A 24,341-nucleotide genomic window follows, 5' to 3' on the forward strand; every position below is an offset into this window, starting at 1 on the left:
AGTATTGCCTCCGCTTTAGTTTTAAAGAAAATTAGGCTCTAGTGCTTATCCAATAAGCGCTAGCGGCTATTCTTTTTATAGTGTTTTGAACACTTCACGCGCAGCGGCCACGGTGGCGGCGATGTCGTCGGCCGTGTGGGCACCGCTGACAAAGCCGGCTTCGTACAGCGCTGGGGCGATGTACACGCCGCGATCGAGCAGGCCGTGGAACAGCTGGTTGAAGCGGGCGCTGTCGGTCTTGAGCACGGCGGGGTAGTTCTGGGGCAGCTCGGGCAGCAGGAAGAAGCCGAACATGCCGCCTTCGCAATCGGCGCTGAAGGGCACGCCTTCTTCCTTTGCGGCTTGCGCAAGACCATGGACCAGCGAGCGGGTGGAGGCCGACAGCGCATCGAAGAAGCCGGGCTTCTTGATCTCGCGCAGCGTGGTCAAGCCGCAGGCCGTGGCCACCGGGTTGCCCGACAAGGTGCCCGCCTGGTACACGCCGCCCAGCGGGGCCAGGTGCTCCATGATGGCGCGCGGGCCGCCGAAGGCCGCCAGCGGCATACCGCCGCCAATGACCTTGCCCAGCACGGTGATGTCGGGCTTGAAGCCGGGGATGCTCTTGGCGTACACGCTTTGCGCGCTGCCCAGGGCCACGCGAAAGCCGGTCATCACTTCGTCGAGCACCAGCAGCGCGCCGTATTCGGTGCACAGCTCGCGGCAGCGCTTCATGAAGGGCACGCTGGCGCGCACAAAGTTCATGTTGCCCGCGATGGGCTCGATCATCACGCAGGCCAGCTCCTTGCCGTGCAGGGCAAAGGCTTCTTCGAGCTGGGCGACGTTGTTGTATTCGAGCACCAGGGTGTGCTGCACCACTTCGGGCGGCACGCCCGCGCTGGTGGCGTTGCCGAAGGTGGCCAGGCCCGAGCCAGCCTTGACCAGCAGCGAGTCCGCGTGGCCGTGGTAGCAGCCCTCGAACTTGATGAACTTGCTGCGGCCGGTGGCGCCACGGGCCAGTCGAATGGCGCTCATGCCGGCTTCGGTGCCCGAGCTGACCAGGCGGATCATCTCCATCGATGGCACCAGGCTCAGGATTTCTTCGGCCAACTCCACTTCGCGCTCGGTGGGAGCGCCGAAGCTGAAGCCTTCGAGCGCCGCCTTTTGCACGGCTTCGAGTACGGCGGGGTGGCCGTGGCCCAGGATCATGGGGCCCCAGGAGCCGATGTAGTCGATAAAGCGCTGGTCGTTGGCATCCCAGAAGTAGGCGCCTTGCGCGCGCTTGACGAAGCGGGGTGTGCCGCCCACGGCCTTGAAGGCCCGCACGGGAGAGTTCACGCCGCCGGGGATCAGCGCCTTGGCGCGTTCAAACAGGGGAATATTGAGATCAGTGCTTGGTGTCATGGGGTGGCATCACAAAACCCTCCAGGGCCTGTGTTTCGTCAATCGTGGTTTCGTCGTCGGTCTCGTCGTCTTCTGGCTGGGCCCAGAACATGCGGTCGGGCACGATGTGCCCCATACCGGGGCGAAAGCCCGCATCCAGGCAGCGGTCGAGGTAGCCCAGCGCTTCGCTGGTGGCTTCGCCCAGGTCGTTGCCGCTGGCCACCAGGGCGGTGAGCGCGGCCGACAGTGTGTCGCCCGCGCCCGAGAAGGTGGCGTCGAACAGCTCGAACTTGCCACTGCCCAGCACGGTCTGGGGCGAGGCGAGCACGTTTTCGACAAACTGCTCGGGCAAGGGAATGCCAGTGACTAATGTGTAGGGCACGCCCATCTCGGACGCTGCGCGGGCAATGTCGCGGGCAGTGGGGCTGCGCTCGCCAGTCCAGTCGGGCAGCAGCCAGCGCCACAGGGTGCTGTGGTTTCCAACCAACACCGAAGTCTGCGGCAGCAGCAACTCGCGGAAGGCGTCGAGGTACTCGTCGATCAGCTCGTCCTGCCACCAAGACAGATTGGGCATGTAAGCGATCACGGGGACTTCGTCATAGTCGGTCGTGATCTCGGCAATGGTGCTGATGTTCTCGGGGCTGCCGACAAAGCCGACCTTGATGGCCTGTACGGGCAGGTCTTCCAGCACGGCACGCGCCTGCTCGGAGACGGCTTCGTCGTCAAAGCTGAAGTGATCAAAAATCTGAGCGGTATCGCGGGCATAGGCCCCGGTGACCACGGCGATCGGATGCCCGCCGACCGAGGCAATGGTGGTGATGTCAGCGGTCAGTCCGCCCGCTCCGCTGGGGTCGCTGGCATTGAACACCAGCACACAAGCCGGGCTCGCTTCCTCCGCGTCATCGTCGTCAATATGGGGGATTTCGGAGGGAGGAAGGGAGGCTTTGGTGGTCATGGACCAGATCCTGCTAGAGGGGTGGCACGGAAGCTGCAGGCCGCGGAGATCACTAGATACAATCGTTGCATTCTATGTGAAGGCCCTTTAAGCTGTGACCGACTTTAAAACTTGGATGTGTTTGATTTGCGGCTGGATTTATGACGAAGCTGAGGGTTCTCCCGAGCACGGCATTCCACCCAACACGCCATGGGATCAGGTCCCAATGAATTGGACCTGCCCAGAATGTGGCGCCCGCAAGGAAGATTTCGAGATGGTCCAGATCTGAGGCGCTTCAGCACCGTTCGCTGCTGCGTTGTTTATTTTCTCCATCGGGAGCAGTGACAATTGACTACAACAGGCGCATCTTTCAAAGTGCTCGTGGTGGATGACAGCAACACCATCCGTCGAAGCGCCGAGATTTTTCTCAAGCAGGGGGGGCACGAAGTCTTGTTGGCCGATGACGGCTTTGATGCTTTGGCCAAAGTCAATGATTACCAGCCTCAGCTGATTTTCTGCGACATCCTCATGCCCAAGCTCGACGGGTACCAGACCTGCGCCATTATTAAGCGCAACGCCCGTTTTGCAGATACCCCGGTGGTCATGCTGTCCTCCAAGGATGGTGTGTTCGACAAAGCGCGTGGGCGCATGGTCGGCTGCCAGGAATATCTCACCAAGCCGTTTACCAAAGACCAGCTGTTGCAGGCCGTGCAACAGTTTGGCAATTCCCAACAAGGAGCCATGTAATGCCCATTCAGAAAGTATTGGTCGTCGACGACTCGAAGACCGAGTTGATGTTTTTGACGGACCTGCTTCAGAAAAAAGGCATGCAAGTCCGTACTGCAGAAAATGCCGAAGAGGCATTTCGCCGTCTGGCCGAAGACAAGCCTGACCTCATCCTGATGGACGTGGTGATGCCTGGTCAAAACGGTTTTCAGCTCACGCGTGCCATTACCCGCGACCCTCTTTATGCTGACGTGCCCATCATCATGTGCACCAGCAAGAACCAGGAAACCGACCGTGTCTGGGGCATGCGCCAGGGTGCGCGCGGCTACATCACCAAGCCGGTGGATCCCGCAGAGCTGCAGGCCAAAATTGACGCTCTGAACTGAGGCAGCGGCTCGCTCATGGCAAACCGCGAAGCCCTACGGGAGCTCCAGACCCGACTTGCCAGCCGTTTGCAGGCTGCAAGGTCCGAAGGTACGTCAGTGTCCTCCTGGCTGGCTGTAGAGTCCGCCGGGAATTTCTATTTGCTGCCCTTGGGGCAGTCCGGGGAGATCTTCCCTTGGGTGTCGGTGCAGGCTGTTCCTTATACCCAGAGCTGGTTTCTGGGCGTTGCCAACCTGCGCGGCAGTTTGGTCGGCGTGGTGGATCTGGCTGGGTTGCTGGGTTCTGTCGCGCTGCGCACCGAGCAAGCCCTGTCTGAAGCCAGCCTGCTGGCGTTCAATGCTGCGCTTGATGTCAACGCCGCATTGCTGGTGGATCGCCTTGCCGGTCTGCGTGGCACGGATGCGTTTGTGTCGTCCGAGCCGCCCGCCGAAGATTCGCCCAGTTTCTTCGGCACCACCTATATCGATTCCAGTGGCACACGCTGGCAGGAGCTGAACTTGCAGATCCTGTCGCAACATCCCGCTTTCCTGAGCATCAGTGCTTGAGTTTTTCTGTAAGGCTGCACCATGTCCGTCGTCAATCAATTTGGAAAACTGTTCAACCGGAAACCCGCCACGCCTGACGCAGGCGCAGCCACCGGCACGACCGACGATGGGCAGGATCTCCTGGCCACGGGGGCTCTGGATGGTTCGCAACTGCGCGACTCTTATCAGGCGGAAGCCATGAACAGTGTCCAGGGTGATCCTGACGGCTACACGCCCGAACTGACTGCGCCCGAGGCTGAAGAGGATCTCATCAGCCTGCCGCTGCTGGGCCGCTCGACCGCTGCTGGCCATCAGCGCCGACTGCTGGCTCTGCTGGCCGTGGGTGTGGTGGTGCTGGCCCTGATCGCTGGTTGGGTGCTGCAGCAAGCCGACCGTTCTGCACAGCAGCTTGCGGCCACCGGCCAGTCGCTGATGCAGTCGCAACGTCTTGCCAAGTCGGTGTCGCAGGCGCTGGTGGGTAGTCCACAGGCCTTTCCGGACGTGGTCGAAAGCTCTGGCGTGCTGGCCCGTAACGTGCGAGCCCTGAATGCCGGTGACAACGAGTTGGGCGTGCAGTCGTTGGGCGAGCCCTTCAAGCCAGATCTGGATGCTGTCAACCCGCTGATGGAGCGTGCGGAGCGCAATGCCAGCGTGGTGATGGGGCAACAAAAGATTCTGACGCAGGTGGGTGATGCTCTGCGCACCATCAACCGCCAATCGTCTGACCTGCTGGAAATCGCCGAAACAGTCTCCTCGCTCAAGCTGCAACAAAACGCCCCTGCGGCTGAGATCTCTGCTGCGGGCCAACTGGTGATGTTGACGCAGCGTATCGGCAAGTCCGCCAACGAATTCCAGACCATGGAAGGTGTGAGCCCCGAGGCGGTGTTTCTGCTGGGCAAGGATTTGAACTCCTTCAAGGAAATCGCACAGGGCCTGCTGGAAGGTAGCCCCGAGTTGCGCCTGTCGTCCACCAAGGATGCGCAGACCCGTGAGCAACTGGAAGCCTTGATCAAGCTGTACGAGCAGACTCGCACCCAGGCCAGCGCCATTCTGGGCAACCTGCAAGGTCTGGTGTCTGCCCGTGAAGCGCAGTCCGCCATCATTGCCGACAGCGAACCGCTGCGTCGCCAACTGGAAGGTCTGCAAAGCAAGCTGTCTGCACAGACAGGTCTGGGCGCAGGCCAGTTCGCCGCCCTGGCTCTGGCCGGTTTGTTCGTGCTGCTGTGCGGTATCGGCATTTCGCGTGTCCAGCTGCTGGACAGCCGTGGTCGCCAAGTAGCTGCTGAAAATCAGCAACGCGACGCCAAACGCCAGGAGCAGGAAGCCAAGCGCGTCAATGACGCCAACCAGGCCGCCATTTTGCGTTTGATGAACGAACTGCAGTCGGTCGCTGAAGGTGACCTGACGCAAGAAGCCACCGTGACGGAAGACATCACGGGCGCTATTGCCGACTCCGTGAACTACACGGTGGAAGAGTTGCGTCAGCTGGTGGGCAGCGTGCAGAACACGGCGACTCGCGTGGCACAAACGACCGCACAGGTGGACAACACCTCGACCGAACTGCTGGCGGCATCGACCGAACAGCTGCGCGAAATTCGTGAAACTGGCCGCTCCGTTCTGGACATGGCGACACGCATTAACGAGGTGTCCACGCAAGCGCAAGAGTCCGCCACGGTGGCCCGCCAATCGCTGCAAGCTGCTGACTCGGGCCTGCAGGCCGTGCAAAACGCCATCGGCGGTATGAACTCCATCCGCGACCAGATCCAGGACACCTCCAAGCGGATCAAGCGCCTGGGCGAATCGTCGCAGGAGATCGGTGAAATCACCGAGCTGATTTCCGACATTACCGAACAGACGAACGTGCTGGCTCTGAACGCTGCCATTCAGGCGGCATCCGCTGGTGAAGCCGGTCGAGGCTTCTCGGTGGTGGCAGAAGAAGTGCAGCGTCTGGCTGAACGCTCGGCCGATGCGACACGCCAGATTTCTGCACTGGTGAAAGCCATTCAGACCGACACCCAGGACGCCGTGGCCGCTATGGAGCGCTCCACGCAGGGTGTGGTGGAAGGGGCACGCCTCTCGGACAGCGCCGGTACCGCACTGACCGAGATTGACCGCGTGTCGCGCCGTCTTGCTGAACTGATTGAGCAGATTTCGTCTTCGACTTCCCGGGAAGCTGTTCTGGCCAACGAAGTGGCCGACAACATCCAGCACATTTTTGCGGTGACCGAGCAGACGGGTGAAGGTACCCGAACCACGGCGCAGCAGGTGCGCGAGCTCTCGCACATGGCCGAAGAACTGCGCCAATCGGTGGCACGGTTCAAGATCGCCTGACGCAGCAGTTAGTCATCAACCAGCTGGCTCATTGCAGCCGGGGACGAATCCATGTCATCTATTGATGTCAACAATGCACCGGCCGCTGACGGGACCCAGGGAGATCAGGACCTGGGTCCTTTGGCTTGGGTGCTTGACGAGCTTCGCAAATCGCTGGACGGCGCCGTCAAGGCGATGCGGCGTTTTGTGCGCGATGCCGAGGCAGCGCGCGAGTCTGATCTGGCGGCGCTCGACGCTGGCCCCCTGCGCATTGCGCGCCAGCAACTGCACCAAGCCTGCGGCGCATTGGAAATGGTGGGCATGGGCCCACCGGCGCTCGTATTGCGGTCCATGGAGTCGGCGGTGCAGAAGTTTGTGCAGCGCCCCGAAACCTGCAGCGACGACGCTGCCGCAGTGATCGAGCGCGCCAGTTTTGCGCTGATCGAATACCTCGAAACCGTGTTGGCGGGCAAAGCCGTTTCGCCGGTGGCCCTGTTTCCGCAGTATCGCGATGCACAGGCCTTGGCAGGCGCAGACCGGGTGCACCCCGCCGATTTGTGGCCGGTGGAGCGCCGTTTCCGCGAGCCGGAAGGTGCTGTGTCGCGCCCACCGCTGCCCTACGGCCCCGAGGCGCGGGCGCGGCTGGATGCGGCGGTGCTGCGCATTGTTAAATCGGGTGACCTCAAGGCTGCCCTGAGCTTGCGCGATACCTGTCAGGGCTTTGTGGCTGAGCAAACAGACCGGCAGGCGCGTGCCTTCTGGAAAATCTGCGCAGGTTTCTTCGAGGCGTTTGGTTCGGGCCTTTTGCCGCCGGATGTGTACGTCAAGCGTGTGGCGTCTCGTGTGCTCATGCAGTACGCCACGTTGGCCAAGGGCGATCCGACGATCGCCGACCGGCTGGTGCAGGACCTGCTCTTCTTTTGCTCGCAGGCCAGGGTGGCAGATTTGGCGGAGGATGCTGCCCCCTCGTTGCGTGCTGTCCGCCAGGCTTTTGCGCTAGACCGCTTCAAGCCGGTGGACTACGAGACAGCCCGCTTCGGACGCTTTGACCCGGCGGTGTTGACGCAGGCGCGCAAGCGCATTGCTTCGGCTACAGAAACCTGGTCGGCGCTGGCAGGTGGTGACCGCAACAAACTCAAGCCAGCCGCAGACCAGTTCAGTCTGGTGTGCGATTCGCTGCGTAAGCTCCATCCGGGCAGCGAAAACCTGGCGCAGGCGTTGACGCGTGCCCTCGATTCGACCACCCGATCGGGCGAACCCCCGTCGCCCGCGCTGGCGATGGAGGTGGCCACTTCGGTGCTGTACCTGCAGGCAGCTTTTGAAGAGTTGGACGCGGCAGACGAACAGATGGAAGCCCGTGCCAGCCGTCTCGCAGAGCGCCTGGACGCGGTCACGGCCGGTGCCGAGCCTGAACCGCTCGAACAATGGATGGAAGAGCTGTACCGCCGGGTCAGCGACAACCAGACCATGGGCAGCGTAGTCGATGAGCTCCGAGTGACTCTGGGCGAGGCCGAGAAGGCCATGGATCAGTTTTTCCGTAACCCCACGGACACTGGTGTGCTGGCGACCGTGCCAGGGCACCTTGCGCAGATGCGTGGCGTGTTGTCGGTGTTGGGATTGGACCAGGCATCCCTGGCCGTGGTCCGCATGCGAGATACGGTGGAGCGCCTGCTGATCAACGAGGTGCCCGAAGAAGAGCGCCAGAGCGTGTTTGAAAAGTTGGGCAATAGCCTGGGCGCATTGGGCTTCTTGATCGACATGCTGAGCTACCAGCGCACCATGGCGCGCAAGCTCTTTGTGTATGACGAAGATTTGGGCGAGCTGCGCATTCTCATGGGCAAAACCCGTGCGCGCGCTTCCGATGCGGTGGAAGAAGCGCCCGCCAAGCTGGAAGAACGCTCTGCCACCCTGGTGCCTGACGTGATTCCCCGCTTTCCGGTGCAGGAGCCTGTCAGCGAACCCACGGACTTTGCGCCGTTCCCTGATTTTGAGCCGGCCCCCGCGGCCGATTCAGGCGTGGCGGCACAGTCGATGGGTCTGGCCCCGGATATCTCCTTTGACGTACCTGCCCCGGCCGTGGCCATGGCTACACCGGCGTCGGCGGAAGCCTCTCTTCCTGTGTCCGCAGTCGTGCCGGCTGTGGTGCCCGATGTAGAAGACGAACTGCTTGAGGTGTTTCTCGAAGAGGCGCGCGAAGTGGTGGTTAATGGCCTGGCTGCCATTGACCAGCTTCGGGGTGAACCAGGTGACCTCGGCGAGCAGACCACATTGCGCCGCGCGTTCCATACGCTCAAGGGCAGCTCGCGCATGGTGGGGCTGAACGACTTTGGTGAAGCGGCCTGGTCGATGGAGCAGGTGCTTAACGTCTGGCTGGCCGAACAAAAGCCTATGCAGCCGAGCTTGCTGCAGTTGTCAACGGACGCACTGCATGCCTTCGGCCGTTGGGCAGATGACATCGCTGCGGGCCGCGCGACGGGTTGGGACCCCGAGTCCTTCCGCCGGTCTGCTGACGCCATGCGGCTGGACGGCACGCTGGTGCCGTTGGTGATGCCAGTCGATGGTGGTGTTGCGCCCGAACCCACAGTACCTCAGGCTACGCCGGAGCTGGTAGCAGCCCTCTCCGCCGAGGCGCTCGACGACGAACTGACGGTGCCGGATTTCCAGGCCACCGAGATCTCGGAGCATGTGCACGAACCGCTTGCCGACGCCGCCAGTGCTGCGCCGGAGGCGGCTGAGGAGATCGACTTCTCGGTGTTCACAGCCGCACTGAACGAGTCCGCTCCCGAACCCGCACCGGTGGTTGATCCTTCCAGCGTGGACTTTGTCCTTGACCTGGAACTGCCTGATCTGGAGCCCGTGGCGGCCGAAACGCCCGCGCAAGAGGTTACCCATCCAGACCTGGTCGATGCGCCGCTGGAGGCTCCGGCAGACGCTTTGGGTGATGCGCTGCTGCTGCCAGAAGAGCTGGTGTTGGATGCTGCCGAGCCGCTGAATGTGGTGAGTGTCGATGCCGACACGCCGTCGGATGGATTGGAAGCCCTGGACGTCGCCGAGCTGGAGAAGCTGCTGGAGGCCGAGTCTGCCGAGGCGGCCGAATCGCGGGCGCCCGCCGCTGAGACGATGCCAAGCTCCGAGGCACTGCCACTGGACGTTGGTGCGGATGTGGAGCCCGCGCAAGAGGTGTCGAATCTGCTCGATGCCCTGCCGCAGGAAGAAGGTGGCAGCGACGATGCCGTCAAGGTCATCGACACGCTGCGCATCGGTATCCCGCTGTACAACGTTTATCTGAACGAGGCCGATGAATGGTCGCGTCGCCTTGTCACCTGCTTGCAGGAGTGGGCGCTGGAGCTGCACGAGCCCTTGCCCGACATGGCCGTTGCCCTGTCGCATTCGCTGGCAGGCAGTTCCGCCACCGTCGGTTTCACGGCTTTGTCCGAAATGGCCCGCATGCTGGAGCACACGCTGCAGCATGTCCAGCTGCAATCGGGGGGAACCCAGGAGCAGGCTGCAGCCTTTATGGCTGCAGCGGAAGACATCCGCCGCCTGCTGCATCAGTTTGCTGCGGGGTTTCTCAAGGAGCCCAGCCCGGAAGTGCTGGCCCAGTTGCGCCAGATCCTGGAAACCGAGGTGGTCAGCACCCAGTCTCCACCCGAGGAAGATGCGCAGGCCTATCTCGATGCCGCAGAGCGGGACGCCTCCGAAGCATCGGTGGCCGGCTTGGCCCCCGAGCCGGAGCCCGTGGCACAAGCGCCTGTGGTTCCTGTGCCAATGGGGGGCCACGTAGCGCCTGCATTGTCTGCAGTCGTCCATGACCACGATCAGCGCATTGACGATGCCATCGCGCACGCTATTGCCTCGATCCCGGACGCGGACGACGACATCGATGCGATCGACGTCATCGACCCCGACCTGTTCCCCATCTTCGAGGAAGAAGCGGCCGAGTTGCTGCCCCAGCTCGGTGGTGCGTTGCGGCAATGGGCCTCACGCCCTGACAACCTCAGCGCCCGCAGCGAAGTGTTGCGGGCTCTGCACACGCTCAAAGGCAGTTCACGACTGGCTGGGGCGATGCGCCTGGGTGAAATGGCCCACCGGCTGGAATCAGCGATTGAGCAGCTGGACGTAGACACCGTCACGGCCGACCAGATCGAGCCGCTGCAAGGCAGTTTCGACGGCCTGCAAGCCAACTTCGAGGCACTGCGTGCCATTGGTCAGAGTCCCTCTGACACCGTGGTTGCCCTGCCGGTCGAAGCCACGCCCGTCTCTCGTGCCCATGTGGCGGATGCGGCCGAAGCCTCCGTCCCCTCAGCGGCCGCGCCTTCTGCCAAACCACTGGCGATATCGGCTCCGGCCGTGCGTCTGCCTGGGCCGTCCCAACTGGCGCCCCTGCGGGTGGCCGCCAACCAGTCGGTGCGTGTGCGTGCGCAGCTTCTGGACCGCCTGGTCAACCAGGCGGGCGAGGTGATGATCAGCCGCTCGCGCCTGGATGCGCGCCTGGGGCAGTTCCGCAGCTCGCTCACTGATCTGTCGGGCAACCTGGACCGCTTGCGCCAGCAATTGCGCGACATCGAGGTGCAAGCCGAGTCCCAGATGCAGTCGCGCTTGGCGCTGTCCAAAGACTCTGCGGCAGGCTTCGATCCGCTGGAGTTCGACCGCTTTACACGGGTGCAGGAGCTGACCCGCATGATGGCCGAGTCGGTCAATGACGTGGCCACGGTGCAGCGCAATCTGCAGCGCGCCATGGAAGGCGCCGAAGACGACCTGATTGCCCAGGGCCGCCAGGCACGCGAGCTGCAGCGCGACCTGCTGCGTACCCGCATGGTGGAGTTCGAGGGCATCGCCGAGCGTCTGTACGCCGTGGTGCGCCAGGCCTCCAAGGAAACCGGCAAGCAGATCAAGCTGGACATCACTGGCGGCTCCATCGAAATGGACCGTGGCGTGTTGGATCGCATGACCCCTGCGTTCGAGCATTTGCTGCGCAACTGTGTGGCCCATGGCATCGAGGACCCCGAAGTGCGGGCGGCGGCGGGCAAGCCCGCCTCTGGCACGATCACGGTGGATCTGCGTCATGAAGGTAACGACGTCTCGGTCGAGTTCCGCGATGACGGTGCGGGCCTGAACCTGCCGCGTATCCGCGAAAAAGCCTTGTCCCAGGGCATCGTGGAACCCGGTGTGGAACTCAGCGATGCCGAAGCCGCCAACCTGATCTTCATGCCGGGCTTCTCGACGGCCTCTGAGGTGACTGGGTTGGCCGGGCGTGGCATTGGCATGGACGTGGTGCGTGCTGAGATCAATGCGCTCGGTGGCCGTATTGAGACCTCCACCGAGGCCGGCAAGGGTGCGGCGTTCCGCATGGTGCTGCCGCTGACCACAGCGGTGACGCAGGTGGTGATGCTGCGCTCGGGCGACCTGGCGATTGGCGTTCCGGCCAACGTGGTCGAGATCGTCCGTCGTACCTCGGCCCCTGACCTCGAAGAGGCCTATCGGACCGGCGTGTTTGACGACGGCATGGAGAAAATCCCGTTCTTCTGGTCGGGAGCTCTGCTGCAGTCCTCCACGCGCAGCACCGAGCCAGCGGGCAAGACCCGCCCGGTGGTGATTTTCCGAAGCGCTGCCCAGCGCATTGCCCTGCACGTGGACGAAGTGTTGGGCAACCAGGAAGTGGTGGTGAAAAATCTGGGGCCGCAGCTGTCCCGTCTGCCGGGCCTGGCGGGTATGTCCGTGCTGGCGTCGGGTGCCGTGGTGCTCATCTACAACCCGGTGGCCTTGGCTACCGTGTATGGCGATCAGGTGCGTGCGGCCAGTGCCGACATGGCTCCCGCGCCCGATGCACAGGGTGCAGGCAGCGCGGGCAAGGCTGTGGTGTCGCCCCAGCTGGCGGGCACCAGCCAGGTACCGCTGGTGCTGGTGGTGGACGACTCCATTACCGTGCGCCGCGTGACGCAACGTCTGCTGCAGCGCGAAGGCTACCGTGTGGCGCTGGCGGCCGATGGCCTGCAGGCGTTGGAGCGGCTGCAGGAAGAGCGCCCGACGGTGGTGCTGTCCGACATCGAAATGCCCCGCATGGACGGTTTCGATCTGGCGCGCAACATCCGTGCAGACGGCGCTTTGCGCGATCTGCCCATCATCATGATCACCTCGCGCATTGCTGAAAAGCACCGCGAGCATGCGATGGAGCTGGGTGTGAATCACTACCTGGGCAAACCGTACTCTGACGAAGAGCTGCTGAGCCTGATTCAGCACTACGCCCGCATCGCTGCGGCCGCAGAGGCCTGACGCGATGCAGGACCGCTCCCGACCCTGCGGGTTAGCCTGGGTCGGGGGGGCTCCGTTGCCGCTTTCTCCCGCGCTTGTGCGCGGGCACAGTGGGTAAGGTCACCCTGATGGACCCGCTGTCGCCACCCCCTTCCCCGGACCCCCGGCTGCTGGCCTGTCTGGCACTGGTGGCGCGTGAGCGGGCGTCTGACCTGTTCTTACTGGCGGGTGCAGCGCCCACCATCAAGCGCCAGGGTGCCTTTGTGCCTATCGCCCAGCAAGTGCTGGCTGCTGACGATGTGCGACAGATGGCCTATTCCATCTTGCGCGAGGCACAGCGCAAGGAGTTCGAGGCCACGATGGAGTGCGACCTCTCGTTGCAGACCGCCGAGGGCGAGCGCTTTCGCGTGAACGTGCACATGCAGCGGGGACAGGTTGGCATGGTGGTCCGCCATGTGATCGCCCGGATCCCGACGCTGGAAGAACTGGGGCTGCCGCCCGTGCTCCAGCGGCTGGCGTTCCTCAAAGGGGGGCTGGTGTTGACTGTGGGGTCAGCAGGCTCGGGCAAAACCACCACCCTGGCGGCGTTGCTGGACCATCGCAACACGCACACTGGCGGACACATCCTCACGGTGGAAGACCCCATCGAATACCTGCACAGCCACAAAAAGTCCCTAGTCACCCAACGCGAGGTGGGGCTCGACACCCTGTCGTATGACGAGGCGCTGCGCCGTGCGATGCGCGAGGCGCCCAACGTGATCATGATCGGCGAGATCCGCGACCGAGCCACCATGCAGCACGCGCTGCACTATGCGGAATCTGGCCACCTCTGCGTGTCCACCTTGCATGCCAACAACGCCAATCAGGCGGTGCAGCGCATCCTGAACTTCTTCCCTGAGGACGCCCACCGCCAACTGCTCATGGACTTGTCCCTCAACCTGCGAGCGGTGGTAGCGCAGCGCCTGGTGTCGGGCCTCGCGGGCCGCCTGGTGCCCGCTACCGAGATCATGCTGCTCACGCCCTATGTGGCCGAGCTGATCCAGAAGGGCCAGATCGACGAACTCAAGACCGCCATCACCCGCAGTGGCGAGCAAGGCATGTGGAGTTTTGACCAGTCACTGCTGGGCATGGTGGAAGCGGGCACCATATCGCCCGAAGAAGCCATCGCCAATGCCGACAACCGCACCGACGTACGCTTGCGCCTGCGGCTGGCAGCCGGTGCATCGCTGGGCGGCGAGGGCATGCAGATGACGCCGGAAGAGCCACCGCAGGGAGATTCGCCACCCACGGCGCATCACTGACGGGGCCAGTCAATCCGCTTTTTCCGCAGGGTTGGAGGCGGTGCGATCAATCCGTAAATGTCTTCACCACGGCATACCGCTCCAGCGTGCGTTGCCGCGCGGCGTCGTGCTCCACCACCGGCAAGGGGTACGAATCTCCAAGGCGTACACCGGCTTCCTGCAGCTCCAGGGGGCGTGCCAGCCAGGGGGCGTGTAATGCCTTGGTCGGGAGCGCTGCGAGCTGGGGCAGGTAGCGGCGTATGAACTTGCCCTCCGGGTCGAACTTCTCGCTTTGGCTCACGGGGTTGAAGATGCGGAAATAGGGCTGGGCATCACACCCGCTGGAGCTGGCCCACTGCCAGCCACCATTGTTGGCGGCCAGATCGAAGTCATTGAGGTGGGTGGCAAAGTAGGCCTCGCCCCGGCGCCAGTCGATGCCCAGGTCCTTGACCAGAAAGCTCGCCACCACCATGCGCAGGCGGTTGTGCATGTAACCGGTCTGGTTGATCTGCGCCATGGCTGCATCCACCAGCGGGTAGCCGGTGCGGCCCTCGCACCAGGCAGCAAACAGCGCATCTGCATCGGGGCCTGATTCCCATTGAATAGCGTCGTAGGCGGGCTTGAAGCTCCGGCCCACCACATGCGGATGGTGGTGCAGGATCTGAAAGTAAAAGTCGCGCCAGATCAGCTCACTCAGCCAGGTGGTCGCGCCCGGGTTGCCTTCCAGCATCAGGCGGTGCGCCGTACGCGCCAGCAAGCGTGGCGAGATGGTGCCAAAACGCAGATGCACGCTGAGGTAGCTGGGTCCTTTCACCGCCGGAAAATTGCGCGTGTCCTCATACCGCGCAATGCGGCCCAGAAACTCGTCAAACAGTTGTTGCGCTCCCCGCGCACCGGTGGGCAGGCGCAACTGGGGCAGCGTTGTGGGCTCAAATCCGAGGTCCCGCAAGGTGGGTACGGGCTGGCAATAGGCCTGTGGGCGTGCTGCTAGATGGTGGGCGTGGCGCTCCACCGGATAGCTCTTGAGCTGGAACGCATCGATCTTCTTTAGCCAGGCATTCTTGTAAGGAGTGAACACGCTGTACGGGTTGCCGGTCTGCGTCAGCACCTCGCTGCGCTCCAGCAGGGCGTGGTCCTTGAACGTGTGAAAGGCTTTGCCTGCAGCGGCCAGTCGGGTTCGCACCCGTCGGTCTCGCTCCAGGGCCTGGGGTTCGTCGTCGTGGTTGGTAAATACGGCCTGCACCTCCAAGGCACTGGCCAGCGCCGGAATGGCATCACTGGTCACCGCGTGCCACACGATGAGGCCTCCCCGCTCCTGTTGCGAAAGTGCGCGCAGCGTACCGTCCAGCTCCACCAACGACTCCCGGATGAACTCCACCCGCCGGTCGGCGCGGGGCAGGGCATCGAGGATGTCCTTGTCGAAGACAAAGGCGCAGAACACTTGCTCGCAGCGCGTCAGTGCGTGGTACAGGGCTGTATGGTCTTGGGCGCGCAAGTCGCGGCGGAACCAGGCTAGGCCACGGGGGTAGGAGGGCTCGGGGGCGGGGGGCATCTTCACCGTTAAAATTGCGGGATGTCTTTTGATTCTGCGCCCATCAACCTGACGCATCACTTCCTGATCGCGATGCCCGGCCTGGAAGATGAGTCTTTTGCGCGCAGCGTCGTTTACCTGTGCGAGCACAGCGAGCGCGGTGCACTCGGCCTCATCATCAACAAGCCCTCGGACATCACCCTCAAAGGCCTGTTTGACAAGGTGGACCTGTCCCTGCGTCGGGAGGACCTCACCAAAGAGCCCGTCTTTCAGGGTGGCCCCGTGCAGACCGAGCGCGGGTTTGTGCTGCACGAGCCCATGCTCATGGACCGGGCCGAAACCGACGAGTCGGCCTACGCCTCCACCATGACTATCCCCGGCGGACTGGAGATGACCACCTCCAAGGACGTGCTCGAAGCCCTGTCTACAGGCGCAGGCCCCCGTCGCGTGCTCATCACGCTGGGGTATTCGTCCTGGGGCGAGGGCCAGCTTGAATCGGAGCTGGCCGAGAACGCCTGGCTCACCGTGGCGGCCGATCTGTCGGTGATCTTCGACACCCCTGTGCCCGAGCGCTACGACCGTGCCCTGGCGCTGCTGGGCCTGAAGGCCTGGATGCTGTCGCCCGAGGCGGGGCACGCATGACTGGCGTGCCCGCTCAGCCCATCCAGCCGCCAGCCGTTCCTGCGCATTTCCAGACCTTTCTTGCTTTTGACTTTGGCCTCAAGCGCACGGGCGTGGCCACGGGCAACCGCATGCTGCGCAGTGCCACGCCACAGCGCACCATCCAGGCCGAGGGCGACGCCCGCTTTGTCCATGTGGCCGAGCGCATCAAGGAGTGGCAGCCCGACGCGCTGGTGATCGGCGTGCCCTATCACCCCGACGGTGCGAGCCACGAGAACACCCAGCGCGCGCTCAAGTTCGGCCGCCAGCTGCGCGGCCGATTCGGTTTGCAGGTGTTCGAGGTGGACGAGCGCTACAGCACCACCGAAGCCATTGCCAGCGGTGCCAAGGACGCCGACGCTGCGTCGGCCTGCATCATCCTGGAACAGTTTTTGAGGAATCTCCCATGACCACCCCATCCCCCGGAACGTCCGGCAGTCTGGTGCTTGACGCCGAGGCGCTGTACCGCGAGCTGCTGCGCGGTGTGCGCAGCATGTTGACCCCCACCACGCGCCTGGCGGGCATTGCCTCGGGCGGTGCCTGGCTGGCCGAGCGCCTGCAAAAAGACCTGGGCCTGGAAGGGCCTGCGGGCGTGCTCTCGTCGGTGATGCACCGCGATGACTTTGCCCAGCGTGGCCTGTCGGCTGGTGCGCAGACCACGCTGCCGTTCGACGTGAACGGTGCCGATGTGCTGGTGCTCGACGATGTGCTCTACACCGGCCGCACCATCCGCGCCGTGCTCAACGAGCTGTTCGACTACGGCCGCCCAGACAATGTGCGCCTGGCCGTTCTGGTGGACCGTGGCGGGCGCGAGCTGCCGGTGCAGGCCGACTTTGCCGCTGCACGCGTGGCGCTGCCTGCCACTCAGTCGCTGGCCCTGGCGCGCGACGACAGCGGCACCTTCCAATTCCAAGTCAAAGAGGCCTGACCGTGCTGCACAAGCGCAACCCCCAACTCAACGGCAACGGCGAACTCATCCACCTGCTGTCCATCGAAGGCCTGCCGCGTGACATCGTCACGCACATCCTCGACACGGCCGCCAACTTCGTCAGCGTGAGCGACCGCGAGGTCAAGAAGGTGCCCCTCTTGCGCGGCAAGAGCGTGTTCAACCTGTTCTTCGAGAACAGCACCCGCACGCGCACCACGTTCGAGATCGCGGCCAAGCGCCTGTCGGCCGACGTGATCAACCTGGACATCGCGCGCAGCTCGGCCAGCAAGGGCGAGTCGCTGCTGGACACCATCGCCAATCTGAGCGCGATGGCGGCCGATCTGTTCGTGGTGCGGCACAGCGAGTCGGGCGCGCCGTACCTCATCGCCCAGCATGTGGCACCCCATGTGCACGTGATCAACGCGGGCGATGGTCGGCATGCGCACCCCACGCAAGGGCTGCTGGACATGTTCACCATCCGCCACTACAAGAAGGACTTCAGCAACCTCACCGTGGCCATCGTGGGCGATGTGCTGCACTCGCGCGTGGCGCGCTCTGATATCCACGGCCTGACCACGCTGGGCTGCGCCGAAGTGCGCGTGGTGGGGCCGCGCACGCTGGTGCCATCCGACATGGCGCAGATGGGCGTGCGCGTGTGCCACACGCTCGAAGAAGGCATCAAGGACGCCGACGTGGTCATCATGCTGCGCCTGCAGAACGAGCGCATGAGCGGTGCGCTGCTGCCGTCCAGCCAAGAGTATTTCAAGAGCTTCGGCCTTACGCAGGAGAAGCTGCAACTGGCCAAGCCAGACGCCATCGTGATGCATCCCGGCCCCATCAACCGCGGCGTGGAGATTGACTCGGCCGTGGTCGATGGCAAGCAGAGCGTGATCCTGCCGCAGGTGACTTTCGGTATTGCGGTGCGTATGGCCGTGATGTCCATCGTCGCCGGGAATGAGGCGTGACGTTCAGAATGGATACTCCTGTTTTTATAGCTACTAGCGCTTATCCAATAAGCGCTAGCGGCCTATTTGGCTTGAAATCATGAAGATACTGATCCAGAACGGCCGTGTGATCGATCCCGCTTCGGGCCTCGACCAGACCTGTGACATCGCCATCGCGGCAGGCCGCATCGTAGGCGTGAACCGCGTGCCGCCCGACTTTGCACCCAAGCGCGTGGTGGATGCCACCGGTTGCATCGTGCTGCCCGGCCTGGTGGACCTAGCGGCGCGCCTGCGCGAGCCCGGCCACGAGCATGAAGGCATGCTCGAATCCGAGATGGCTGCCGCCGTGGCCGGTGGCGTGACCAGCCTGGTCTGTCCGCCTGACACCGACCCCGTGCTCGACGAGCCCGGTTTGGTCGAAATGCTCAAGTTCCGCGCCGAAAAGTTACACCAGTCGCGCCTGTTCCCGTTGGGGGCGCTCACCCGCAACCTGGCGGGCGAGGTGCTGACGGAGATGGCCGAGCTGACCGAGTCCGGCTGCGTGGGTTTTGGCCAGGCCGAGGTGCCGCTGGCCAGCACCCAGGTGCTGCAGCGCGCGCTGCAGTACGCCGCCACCTTTGGCTACACCGTGTGGCTGCGCCCGCAAGAGATGCACCTGGGCAAGGGCGTGGCTGCCAGCGGTCCGCTGGCCACGCGGCTGGGCCTGTCGGGCGTGCCCGTGGCGGCAGAGACCATTGCACTGCACACCATCTTCGAGCTGCTCAAGACCACCGGCGCCCGTGTGCACCTGTGCCGCATCAGCAGTGCGGCGGGCGTGGAGCTGCTGCGCCGCGCCAAGGTCGAGGGCCTGAAGGTGACGGCCGATGTCAGCATCAACTCGCTGCACCTCACCGATGTGGACATCGGCTTCTTCGACAGCCGCGCCCGCCTGTCGCCCCCGCTGCGCCAGCAGCGCGACCGCGATGCGCTGAACGCCGCGCTAGCCGATGGCACCATTGATGCGCTGGTGTCGGACCACAACCCGGTCGATGAAGACGCCAAGACCTTGCCGTTCGCCGAGGCCGAGCCCGGAGCGACGGGGCTGGAGCTGCTGCTGTCGCTCTCGCTCAAGTGGTCGCAGGGCAGTGGCGTGCCGCTGCAACGTGCGCTGGCCGTGGTCACGTCCGAGCCCGCCCGGGTGTTGGGCAACGCGCTGGGCACGCTTCAGGCCAGCGTGGGTCAGATCGTGGAAGGCGGCGTAGGCGACCTGTGCATTTTTGATCCGCAGGCCGCGTGGACGGTGCAGGACGACGCGCTGCGCAGCCAGGGCAAACACACGCCGTTCTCGGGCTACGAGTTGCCGGGCCGCGTGCGCATGACCCTTGTCGGTGGCCAGGTGGCTTTTGACCGGGGTTGAGGCAGTGAGACGCTGCGAGGCCCTGCGGTGAAGTCCTTGCTTGCCAGCTGGCGCCTGCTGCGCCTGCTGGGCCACATTGCCAAGGGGCTGTGGATCGTGGCGCTGCGGTTTCCGGCGCTGTCGCCCGACCAGCAACATGCCCGCGTGCAGGTGTGGTCGTTGGAGCTCTTGTCCCACGCAGGCATCAGCTTGCGCATCCTGGGGCAGCCCCCGGTGGCCGGGCCGGTGATGCTGGTGGCCAATCACATCTCTTGGCTCGACATCCCGGTGATGCATGCGGCGCGGCATTGCCGTTTTGTTTCCAAATCCGACGTGCAAGGCTGGCCGCTGATCGGCACGCTGGCCACGGCCGCAGGCACGCTCTACATCGAGCGCAGCTCGCGCCGCGACGCGCTGCGCATGGTGCGGTCCATGCAAGAGGCGCTGGAGCGCCACGAGGTGCTGGCGGTGTTCCCCGAGGGCACCACGGGCGATGGCCGTGAGATGCTGCCCTTCCATGCCAACCTGCTGCAGGCCGCCGTGGCCGCGCAGGCGCCGGTGCAACCCGTAGGCCTGCGTTTTGCCGACAAGGTCACGGGCGCTACCAGTTTTGCGCCCAGCTACATCGGCGACGAAACCTTGGTGGGCTCGATCTGGCGCACGCTGTGTGCGCCGCCCATCGAGGCCGTGGTGCATTACGGCCCGCCCGAACTGGCAGGCGAGCGCGACCGCCGTGCCTGGACACAGCACCTGCACGACACGGTCGATCAACTGCGCAAAGCCTGAACCCTGCGCCTGTGTGCCAAGGGCCGTCTTTGTGCGGCAAAAGCGTGCATATTGCACGCTTTGGGGCGCGCTGGCAGCGGCTGTGCTGGTCCGCTTTGCGCAATCTCCCGTATCGTCCGCGCTTTCCATTCGCCTGCTGACCATTGCAGGCCTTTGCACATTGCCGGGAGGGCACCATGAACCTGATTGAACGCGCCAAGAGCATTCTTCTGCAACCCAAAGAGACCTGGGCCACCATCGACACGGAGGCCACCGACACAGCCACTCTGTTCACCCGTTACGCCATGATCCTGGCCGCCATTCCGGCGGTATGCGGCTTCATTGGCATGTCGCTGATCGGTTTCGGCGGCTTCGGCGTCACCATCCGTGTGCCCTTCGTCTCCGGGCTGGTGAACATGGTCGTGTCGTACGGGCTGAGCCTGGTGGGTTTGTGGGTGCTCGGGCTCATCATCGATGCGCTGGCGCCCACGTTTGGCGGGCAGAAGAACGCCATCCAGGCGCTGAAGGTGGCGGTGTACGCCAGCACGGCCGCGATGCTGGGCGGTGTGTTCAGCCTGCTGCCCTCGCTGGCCATGTTGGGCCTGCTGGCGGCGTTGTACTCCATCTACCTGCTCTACACCGGCTTGCCGGTACTCATGAAGAGCGCCCCTGCGAAGTCGGTGGGCTACACGGTGGTGGTCATCATCGCGGCCATCGTGATGGGCGTGGTCATCGGGTCCGTGAGTGCGCTCTTCATGCCGCGCAGTGGTGCGCTGTTTGGCGATGCCGGGGCCCCTGCGATCACCATGAACACGCCAGGCGGCAAGGTGTCCATCGACACTTCGGGCCTGGAGGCTGCTGGTAAAAAGATGGAAGAAGCCGCCCGCAAGATGGAAGAGGCTCAGAAGAGCCAGGACCCGGCCGCCATCGCTGCCGCAACGGGCGATGCCGCCAAGGCCGCCGCAGGCGTACTCGGTGGTGGTCAGACCATTGCGGCCCAGTCGCTCAAGGCGGCCCTGCCCGAGAAGCTGGCAGGCCTGCCCCGCACCGGTTTTGACGTGCAGGACGGTGCGGCCCTGGGCCTGCCCACCAGCCAGGCCAGCGCGCAATACGGCAGCGACGACAAGCAGCTGCGCCTGGAGATCGTGGACGTGGGCGGCCTGGGACAGATGGCGGTGATGGCCATGGGCATGGTGCAGGGCGAGAAGGAAGACCAGACCAGCGCCGAAAAGACGTGGCAAGAGGGGGGCCGCACCCTGCACCAGCGCTACGACAAGGATGGCAGCCACGCCGAGTTCAAGACCATCCTCAAGAACGGCCTGGTGGTCAGCATCGAGGGCGACAAGATCGGCGTGAAAGAGCTGCGTGGCCTGATGTCGCAGGTGGACCTGAACGGGCTGGAGGGCCTGCAGCGCAAGGGCAAGTCGTGAAATGAATGGTGAAATGCTATTGAATAAATAGCATGAAAGGCATGCCCGACTGGCGCATCCGGCCGATTTTTATCCCATCACCGCCTCAGCCACGCGGAAACGTCACCACGTGGTCCACCTGGGCGCGGATGCCGATCCACTCGCCCAGCGCGTGGTCGTGGTGGCTGGGCACATGGGCCAGCACCGTATGGCCGCTGGCCAGGCGCAAGGTGTACAAAAACTCCGACCCCCGGAACGATTTGCGCACGATCTGCGCCTGCACGGGTGCATGGTCGTCGTGCACGATGTCGTCGGCGCGCAGCAGCACATCACATTCGCCAGCGGGGTAGCTGCTGGGCAGGGGGCACTCGTCCAGGTCGGTCAGGTCGCCCAAGGGTGTCTGCGCCACCACGTTGTTGCCGCGCTGGACCAGCGTGGCTGGTGCAAACACACCATGGCCGATGAAGTCCGCCACAAAACGCGTGGCGGGGCGGTGGTACAGGGTGTACGCATCGTCCCACTGGTGCAGGTGGCCTTCGTTCATCACGCCGATCACATCGCCGATCGCAAACGCCTCGAACTGGTCGTGTGTCACAAACAGGGCCGTGGCGCCTGCGGCCTTGAGGATGCCGCGCACCTCGTGCGCCAGACGCTCGCGCAAGTCCACGTCGAGGTTGGAGAAGGGCTCGTCCAGCAGCATGAGCTGTGGGCGGGGCGCCAGCGCACGCGCCAGGGCCACCCGTTGCTGCTGGCCGCCAGAGAGCTCGTGCGGGTAGCGGTGCTCGCTGCCCGTCAGGCCCACCAGTTGCAGCACCTCGGCCACACGCGCGGCCTGCTCGGCCCGGGGCAGCTGGTGGATACCAAAGGCCACGTTGCGGCCCACCGAGAGGTGCGGGAACAGCGCATAGTCCTGGAACACCATGCCGATACGGCGCAGCTCGGGTGGCACGCTCAGTGTGGCGCTGCTGACCACACTTTTGGTGAGGCGGATTTCGCCACCCGTCACGGGCTCCAGCCCGGCAACGGCGCGCAACAGGGTCGTCTTGCCGCAGCCGGAGGGGCCGATCAGCACCCCGATGTCGCCCGCTTTCAGGTTGAGCGTGACGCCTTGCACGGCGGCTTGTGTGCGGCCTGTGTAGCGCACTTCGAGTTGGGAGACCTCAAGAAACATCTGCGCATTTTAGGCGGGGCGGAGTGAATGCTTAAAATTCGCATTTGCGTTCCTGAGCGCTGCTGGGCCATGCCTCGCAGCGAGGTGTGCGCTTTCTTCCTTCTGCCGAGCCCCTTGCCTTGCGCCGCACGCCTTCTTCTGTCCTTCGCAGCATCCCGCTGATCCTGTTTGCAGGTTTTCTGGCCTTGCCGGTGCTGGCCGTGCTGGCGTCGTGGTTGCCGTGGTCGGCCATGGGGCAGGGCGATGCGCAGGCCGGCGCCATCCTGCGCGAGATGGCGGCCACCGTGTTGCCCGGATATGTGTGGACCACACTGTGGCTGAGCCTGTTGGTGGCGCTGGGCGCTGCCGTGGTCGGCACCTTGGCTGCGGCCACCGTGACGTTGTTCGACTTTCCGGGCCGACGCACGTTTGAATGGCTGCTGCTGCTGCCGCTGGCCATGCCCGCCTACGTGACGGCCTACGCCTACACCGACTTTCTGCAGTTCAGCGGCCCGCTGCAGGTGGGTCTGCGCAATGCCTTCGGCCTGGAAGGCCGCCTGCTGCCTGAGGTGCGCAGCCTGGGCGGCGCGGTGTGGGTGTTCATCTTCTCGTTGTACCCATATGTGTACCTGCTAGCGCGCACGGCGCTGGGCGAGCGCGCTGCCCACCTCATGGAGGCCGCGCGCCTTTTGGGCGCCCCGCTGTCGCGCCGCATTCGCGCGGTGGCCCTGCCACTGGCACGCCCGGCCGTGGCTGCAGGCGTGGCGCTGGTGCTGATGGAAACCTTGGCCGACTTTGGCGTGGCCAGCTACTTTGGCATCCAGACCTTCACCACGGGCATCTACAAGGCCTGGCTGTCCATGGACAACCGCCTGGCCGCCGCGCAGCTGGCCACCATGCTGCTGGTGGTGGTGATGGCATTGCTTCACCTGGAACACCGCGCTCAAAAACGCATGCGTTTCGCCACCGGCGGCGGGCGCGCAGGCTCGGCAGAGGCGCAGCCGCTGCTGCTCCGTGGCGCGCGCCGTTGGGCTGCCTGGGCGGTCTGCACCGTACCGGTGGTCATGGGTTTTGTGGCGCCGGTGGTCTTCATGCTGCGGCCGCTGGCGGCTGACTGGTCGGTGCTGCCGTGGGAGCGCTTCATGGAATGGGCTTGGCACAGCGTGCGCCTAGGGGGTATCACCGCCGCGCTGGCCGTCGCCATTGCGCTTGCATTGGCCTTTGCGGTGCGCCGCCAGCCCGACGTCATCACGCGCGGTGTGGTGCAACTGGCCAGCGTGGGGTATGCCGTGCCGGGCGCCGTTATTGTGGTGGGGCTGTTGTTGCCTGTGGGCTGGCTGCAGGCGGCCATGCCACAGTGGGGTGTGGGCGCGCTGGTCACGGCCACGGCATTCGGCATTGTGTGGGCCTACCTCGTACGGTTCTGTGCGGTGGCCCTGCAGTCCATGCAGAGCGGTTACGCACGGATTCCGCCCAGCCTGGATGACTCGGCCCGCATGCTGGGCATGGGCAGCGCGGGCCTGCTGGCGCGCGTGCACTGGCCGCTGCTCAAGCGGTCCACCGCCGCTGCGGTGCTGCTGGTGTTTGTGGACGTGATGAAGGAGCTGCCCGCCACCATGGTGCTGCGCCCCTTCAACAGCGACACTCTGGCGGTGGTGGCGTACCAGCTCGCGCGCGACGAGCGGCTGGGTGAGGCCGCATTGCCGTCGTTGGCGCTGGTGGTGGTGGGGCTGGTGCCGGTGATTTTGCTCAGCCGCACGCTGCGCAGCCGACACTGACTCCACAACGCCGTAGGACCCCACCAGTACGA

19 protein-coding genes are annotated in these 24,341 nt (G+C 64.3%); 15 read left to right on the forward strand and 4 right to left on the reverse strand.

The window, feature by feature from the left end:
* Positions 1–75 precede the first annotated feature (75 nt).
* Positions 76–1,380: a glutamate-1-semialdehyde 2,1-aminomutase gene (gene hemL / locus OIN59_RS11600; RefSeq protein ID WP_274110404.1), complete on the reverse strand. Its 1,305-nt coding sequence runs from the start codon at positions 1,378–1,380 to the stop codon at positions 76–78.
* Positions 1,364–2,314, reverse strand: a complete 951-nt coding sequence (gene thiD, locus OIN59_RS11605; RefSeq protein ID WP_274110406.1) for a bifunctional hydroxymethylpyrimidine kinase/phosphomethylpyrimidine kinase — start codon at positions 2,312–2,314, stop codon at positions 1,364–1,366. Before thiD ends, hemL begins: the two co-directional genes overlap by 17 nt.
* Before the next feature lie 115 nt (positions 2,315–2,429).
* Here thiD and OIN59_RS11610 point away from each other — a divergent pair, with 115 nt between their 5' ends.
* The 7 genes from OIN59_RS11610 to OIN59_RS11640 all read left to right on the forward strand — a co-directional run bounded on the left by OIN59_RS11610 (position 2,430) and on the right by OIN59_RS11640 (position 13,790).
* Positions 2,430–2,582 carry a rubredoxin gene (locus OIN59_RS11610; RefSeq protein ID WP_165836572.1) on the forward strand — a complete coding sequence of 51 codons (153 nt, stop codon included), beginning with the start codon at positions 2,430–2,432 and terminating at the stop codon, positions 2,580–2,582.
* A gap of 59 nt (positions 2,583–2,641) precedes the next feature.
* Complete coding sequence (locus OIN59_RS11615; RefSeq protein ID WP_005796099.1) at positions 2,642–3,040, forward strand: response regulator; 399 nt, start codon at positions 2,642–2,644, stop codon at positions 3,038–3,040.
* Positions 3,040–3,405: a response regulator gene (locus OIN59_RS11620; protein ID WP_007853160.1), complete on the forward strand. Its 366-nt coding sequence runs from the start codon at positions 3,040–3,042 to the stop codon at positions 3,403–3,405. The genes OIN59_RS11615 and OIN59_RS11620 overlap by 1 nt, the downstream gene beginning before the upstream one ends.
* Before the next feature lie 15 nt (positions 3,406–3,420).
* Positions 3,421–3,948: a chemotaxis protein CheW gene (locus OIN59_RS11625; RefSeq protein ID WP_274110421.1), complete on the forward strand. Its 528-nt coding sequence runs from the start codon at positions 3,421–3,423 to the stop codon at positions 3,946–3,948.
* A gap of 21 nt (positions 3,949–3,969) precedes the next feature.
* The gene (locus OIN59_RS11630; RefSeq protein ID WP_274110424.1) at positions 3,970–6,258 is read left to right on the forward strand and encodes a methyl-accepting chemotaxis protein; all 2,289 of its coding nucleotides are present in this window, start codon (positions 3,970–3,972) and stop codon (positions 6,256–6,258) included.
* Between the two features lie 51 nt (positions 6,259–6,309).
* Positions 6,310–12,510 (forward strand): hybrid sensor histidine kinase/response regulator, encoded by a 6,201-nt coding sequence (locus OIN59_RS11635; RefSeq protein WP_274110426.1) that lies wholly within the window; start codon positions 6,310–6,312, stop codon positions 12,508–12,510.
* A gap of 107 nt (positions 12,511–12,617) precedes the next feature.
* The gene (locus tag OIN59_RS11640; protein WP_274110428.1) at positions 12,618–13,790 is read left to right on the forward strand and encodes a PilT/PilU family type 4a pilus ATPase; all 1,173 of its coding nucleotides are present in this window, start codon (positions 12,618–12,620) and stop codon (positions 13,788–13,790) included.
* 46 nt (positions 13,791–13,836) lie between these two features.
* Here OIN59_RS11640 and OIN59_RS11645 read toward each other — a convergent pair whose 3' ends face one another.
* On the reverse strand, positions 13,837–15,321 hold the full coding sequence (locus OIN59_RS11645; RefSeq protein ID WP_274110583.1) for a cryptochrome/photolyase family protein: 1,485 nt from the start codon (positions 15,319–15,321) through the stop codon (positions 13,837–13,839).
* Positions 15,322–15,342: 21 nt separating this feature from the next.
* Here OIN59_RS11645 and OIN59_RS11650 point away from each other — a divergent pair, with 21 nt between their 5' ends.
* The 7 genes from OIN59_RS11650 (at position 15,343) to OIN59_RS11680 (ending at position 21,402) form a co-directional block, all read left to right on the forward strand.
* Positions 15,343–15,942: a YqgE/AlgH family protein gene (locus OIN59_RS11650; RefSeq protein ID WP_274110430.1), complete on the forward strand. Its 600-nt coding sequence runs from the start codon at positions 15,343–15,345 to the stop codon at positions 15,940–15,942.
* Positions 15,939–16,370 (forward strand): Holliday junction resolvase RuvX, encoded by a 432-nt coding sequence (gene ruvX, locus OIN59_RS11655; RefSeq protein ID WP_274110432.1) that lies wholly within the window; start codon positions 15,939–15,941, stop codon positions 16,368–16,370. The genes OIN59_RS11650 and ruvX overlap by 4 nt, the downstream gene beginning before the upstream one ends.
* Complete coding sequence (pyrR, locus tag OIN59_RS11660) at positions 16,367–16,888, forward strand: bifunctional pyr operon transcriptional regulator/uracil phosphoribosyltransferase PyrR (RefSeq protein ID WP_274110434.1); 522 nt, start codon at positions 16,367–16,369, stop codon at positions 16,886–16,888. The genes ruvX and pyrR overlap by 4 nt, the downstream gene beginning before the upstream one ends.
* A 2-nt stretch (positions 16,889–16,890) precedes the next feature.
* Entirely contained in the window at positions 16,891–17,853 is a 963-nt protein-coding gene (locus OIN59_RS11665; protein ID WP_274110436.1) for an aspartate carbamoyltransferase catalytic subunit, read from the forward strand.
* A 79-nt stretch (positions 17,854–17,932) separates the two neighbouring features.
* Entirely contained in the window at positions 17,933–19,228 is a 1,296-nt protein-coding gene (locus OIN59_RS11670; RefSeq protein ID WP_274110438.1) for a dihydroorotase, read from the forward strand.
* Between the two features lie 27 nt (positions 19,229–19,255).
* Positions 19,256–19,993 (forward strand): lysophospholipid acyltransferase family protein, encoded by a 738-nt coding sequence (locus tag OIN59_RS11675; protein WP_274110440.1) that lies wholly within the window; start codon positions 19,256–19,258, stop codon positions 19,991–19,993.
* A gap of 176 nt (positions 19,994–20,169) precedes the next feature.
* Entirely contained in the window at positions 20,170–21,402 is a 1,233-nt protein-coding gene (locus OIN59_RS11680; protein ID WP_274110442.1) for a Yip1 family protein, read from the forward strand.
* An 85-nt stretch (positions 21,403–21,487) separates the two neighbouring features.
* On the opposite strand, the gene OIN59_RS11685 is transcribed toward OIN59_RS11680, so the two are convergent.
* Positions 21,488–22,552, reverse strand: coding sequence for an ABC transporter ATP-binding protein (locus tag OIN59_RS11685; RefSeq protein WP_274110444.1), 1,065 nt, complete (start codon positions 22,550–22,552; stop codon positions 21,488–21,490).
* 119 nt (positions 22,553–22,671) lie between these two features.
* Between OIN59_RS11685 and OIN59_RS11690 the strand changes: the two genes are divergently transcribed.
* Positions 22,672–24,309 carry an ABC transporter permease gene (locus OIN59_RS11690; protein ID WP_274110585.1) on the forward strand — a complete coding sequence of 546 codons (1,638 nt, stop codon included), beginning with the start codon at positions 22,672–22,674 and terminating at the stop codon, positions 24,307–24,309.
* The last annotated feature ends 32 nt before the right edge of the window (positions 24,310–24,341 follow it).

Origin of the sequence: Acidovorax benzenivorans (assembly GCF_028680575.1) — a bacterium.
Taxonomy (GTDB): domain Bacteria; phylum Pseudomonadota; class Gammaproteobacteria; order Burkholderiales; family Burkholderiaceae_C; genus Acidovorax; species Acidovorax benzenivorans.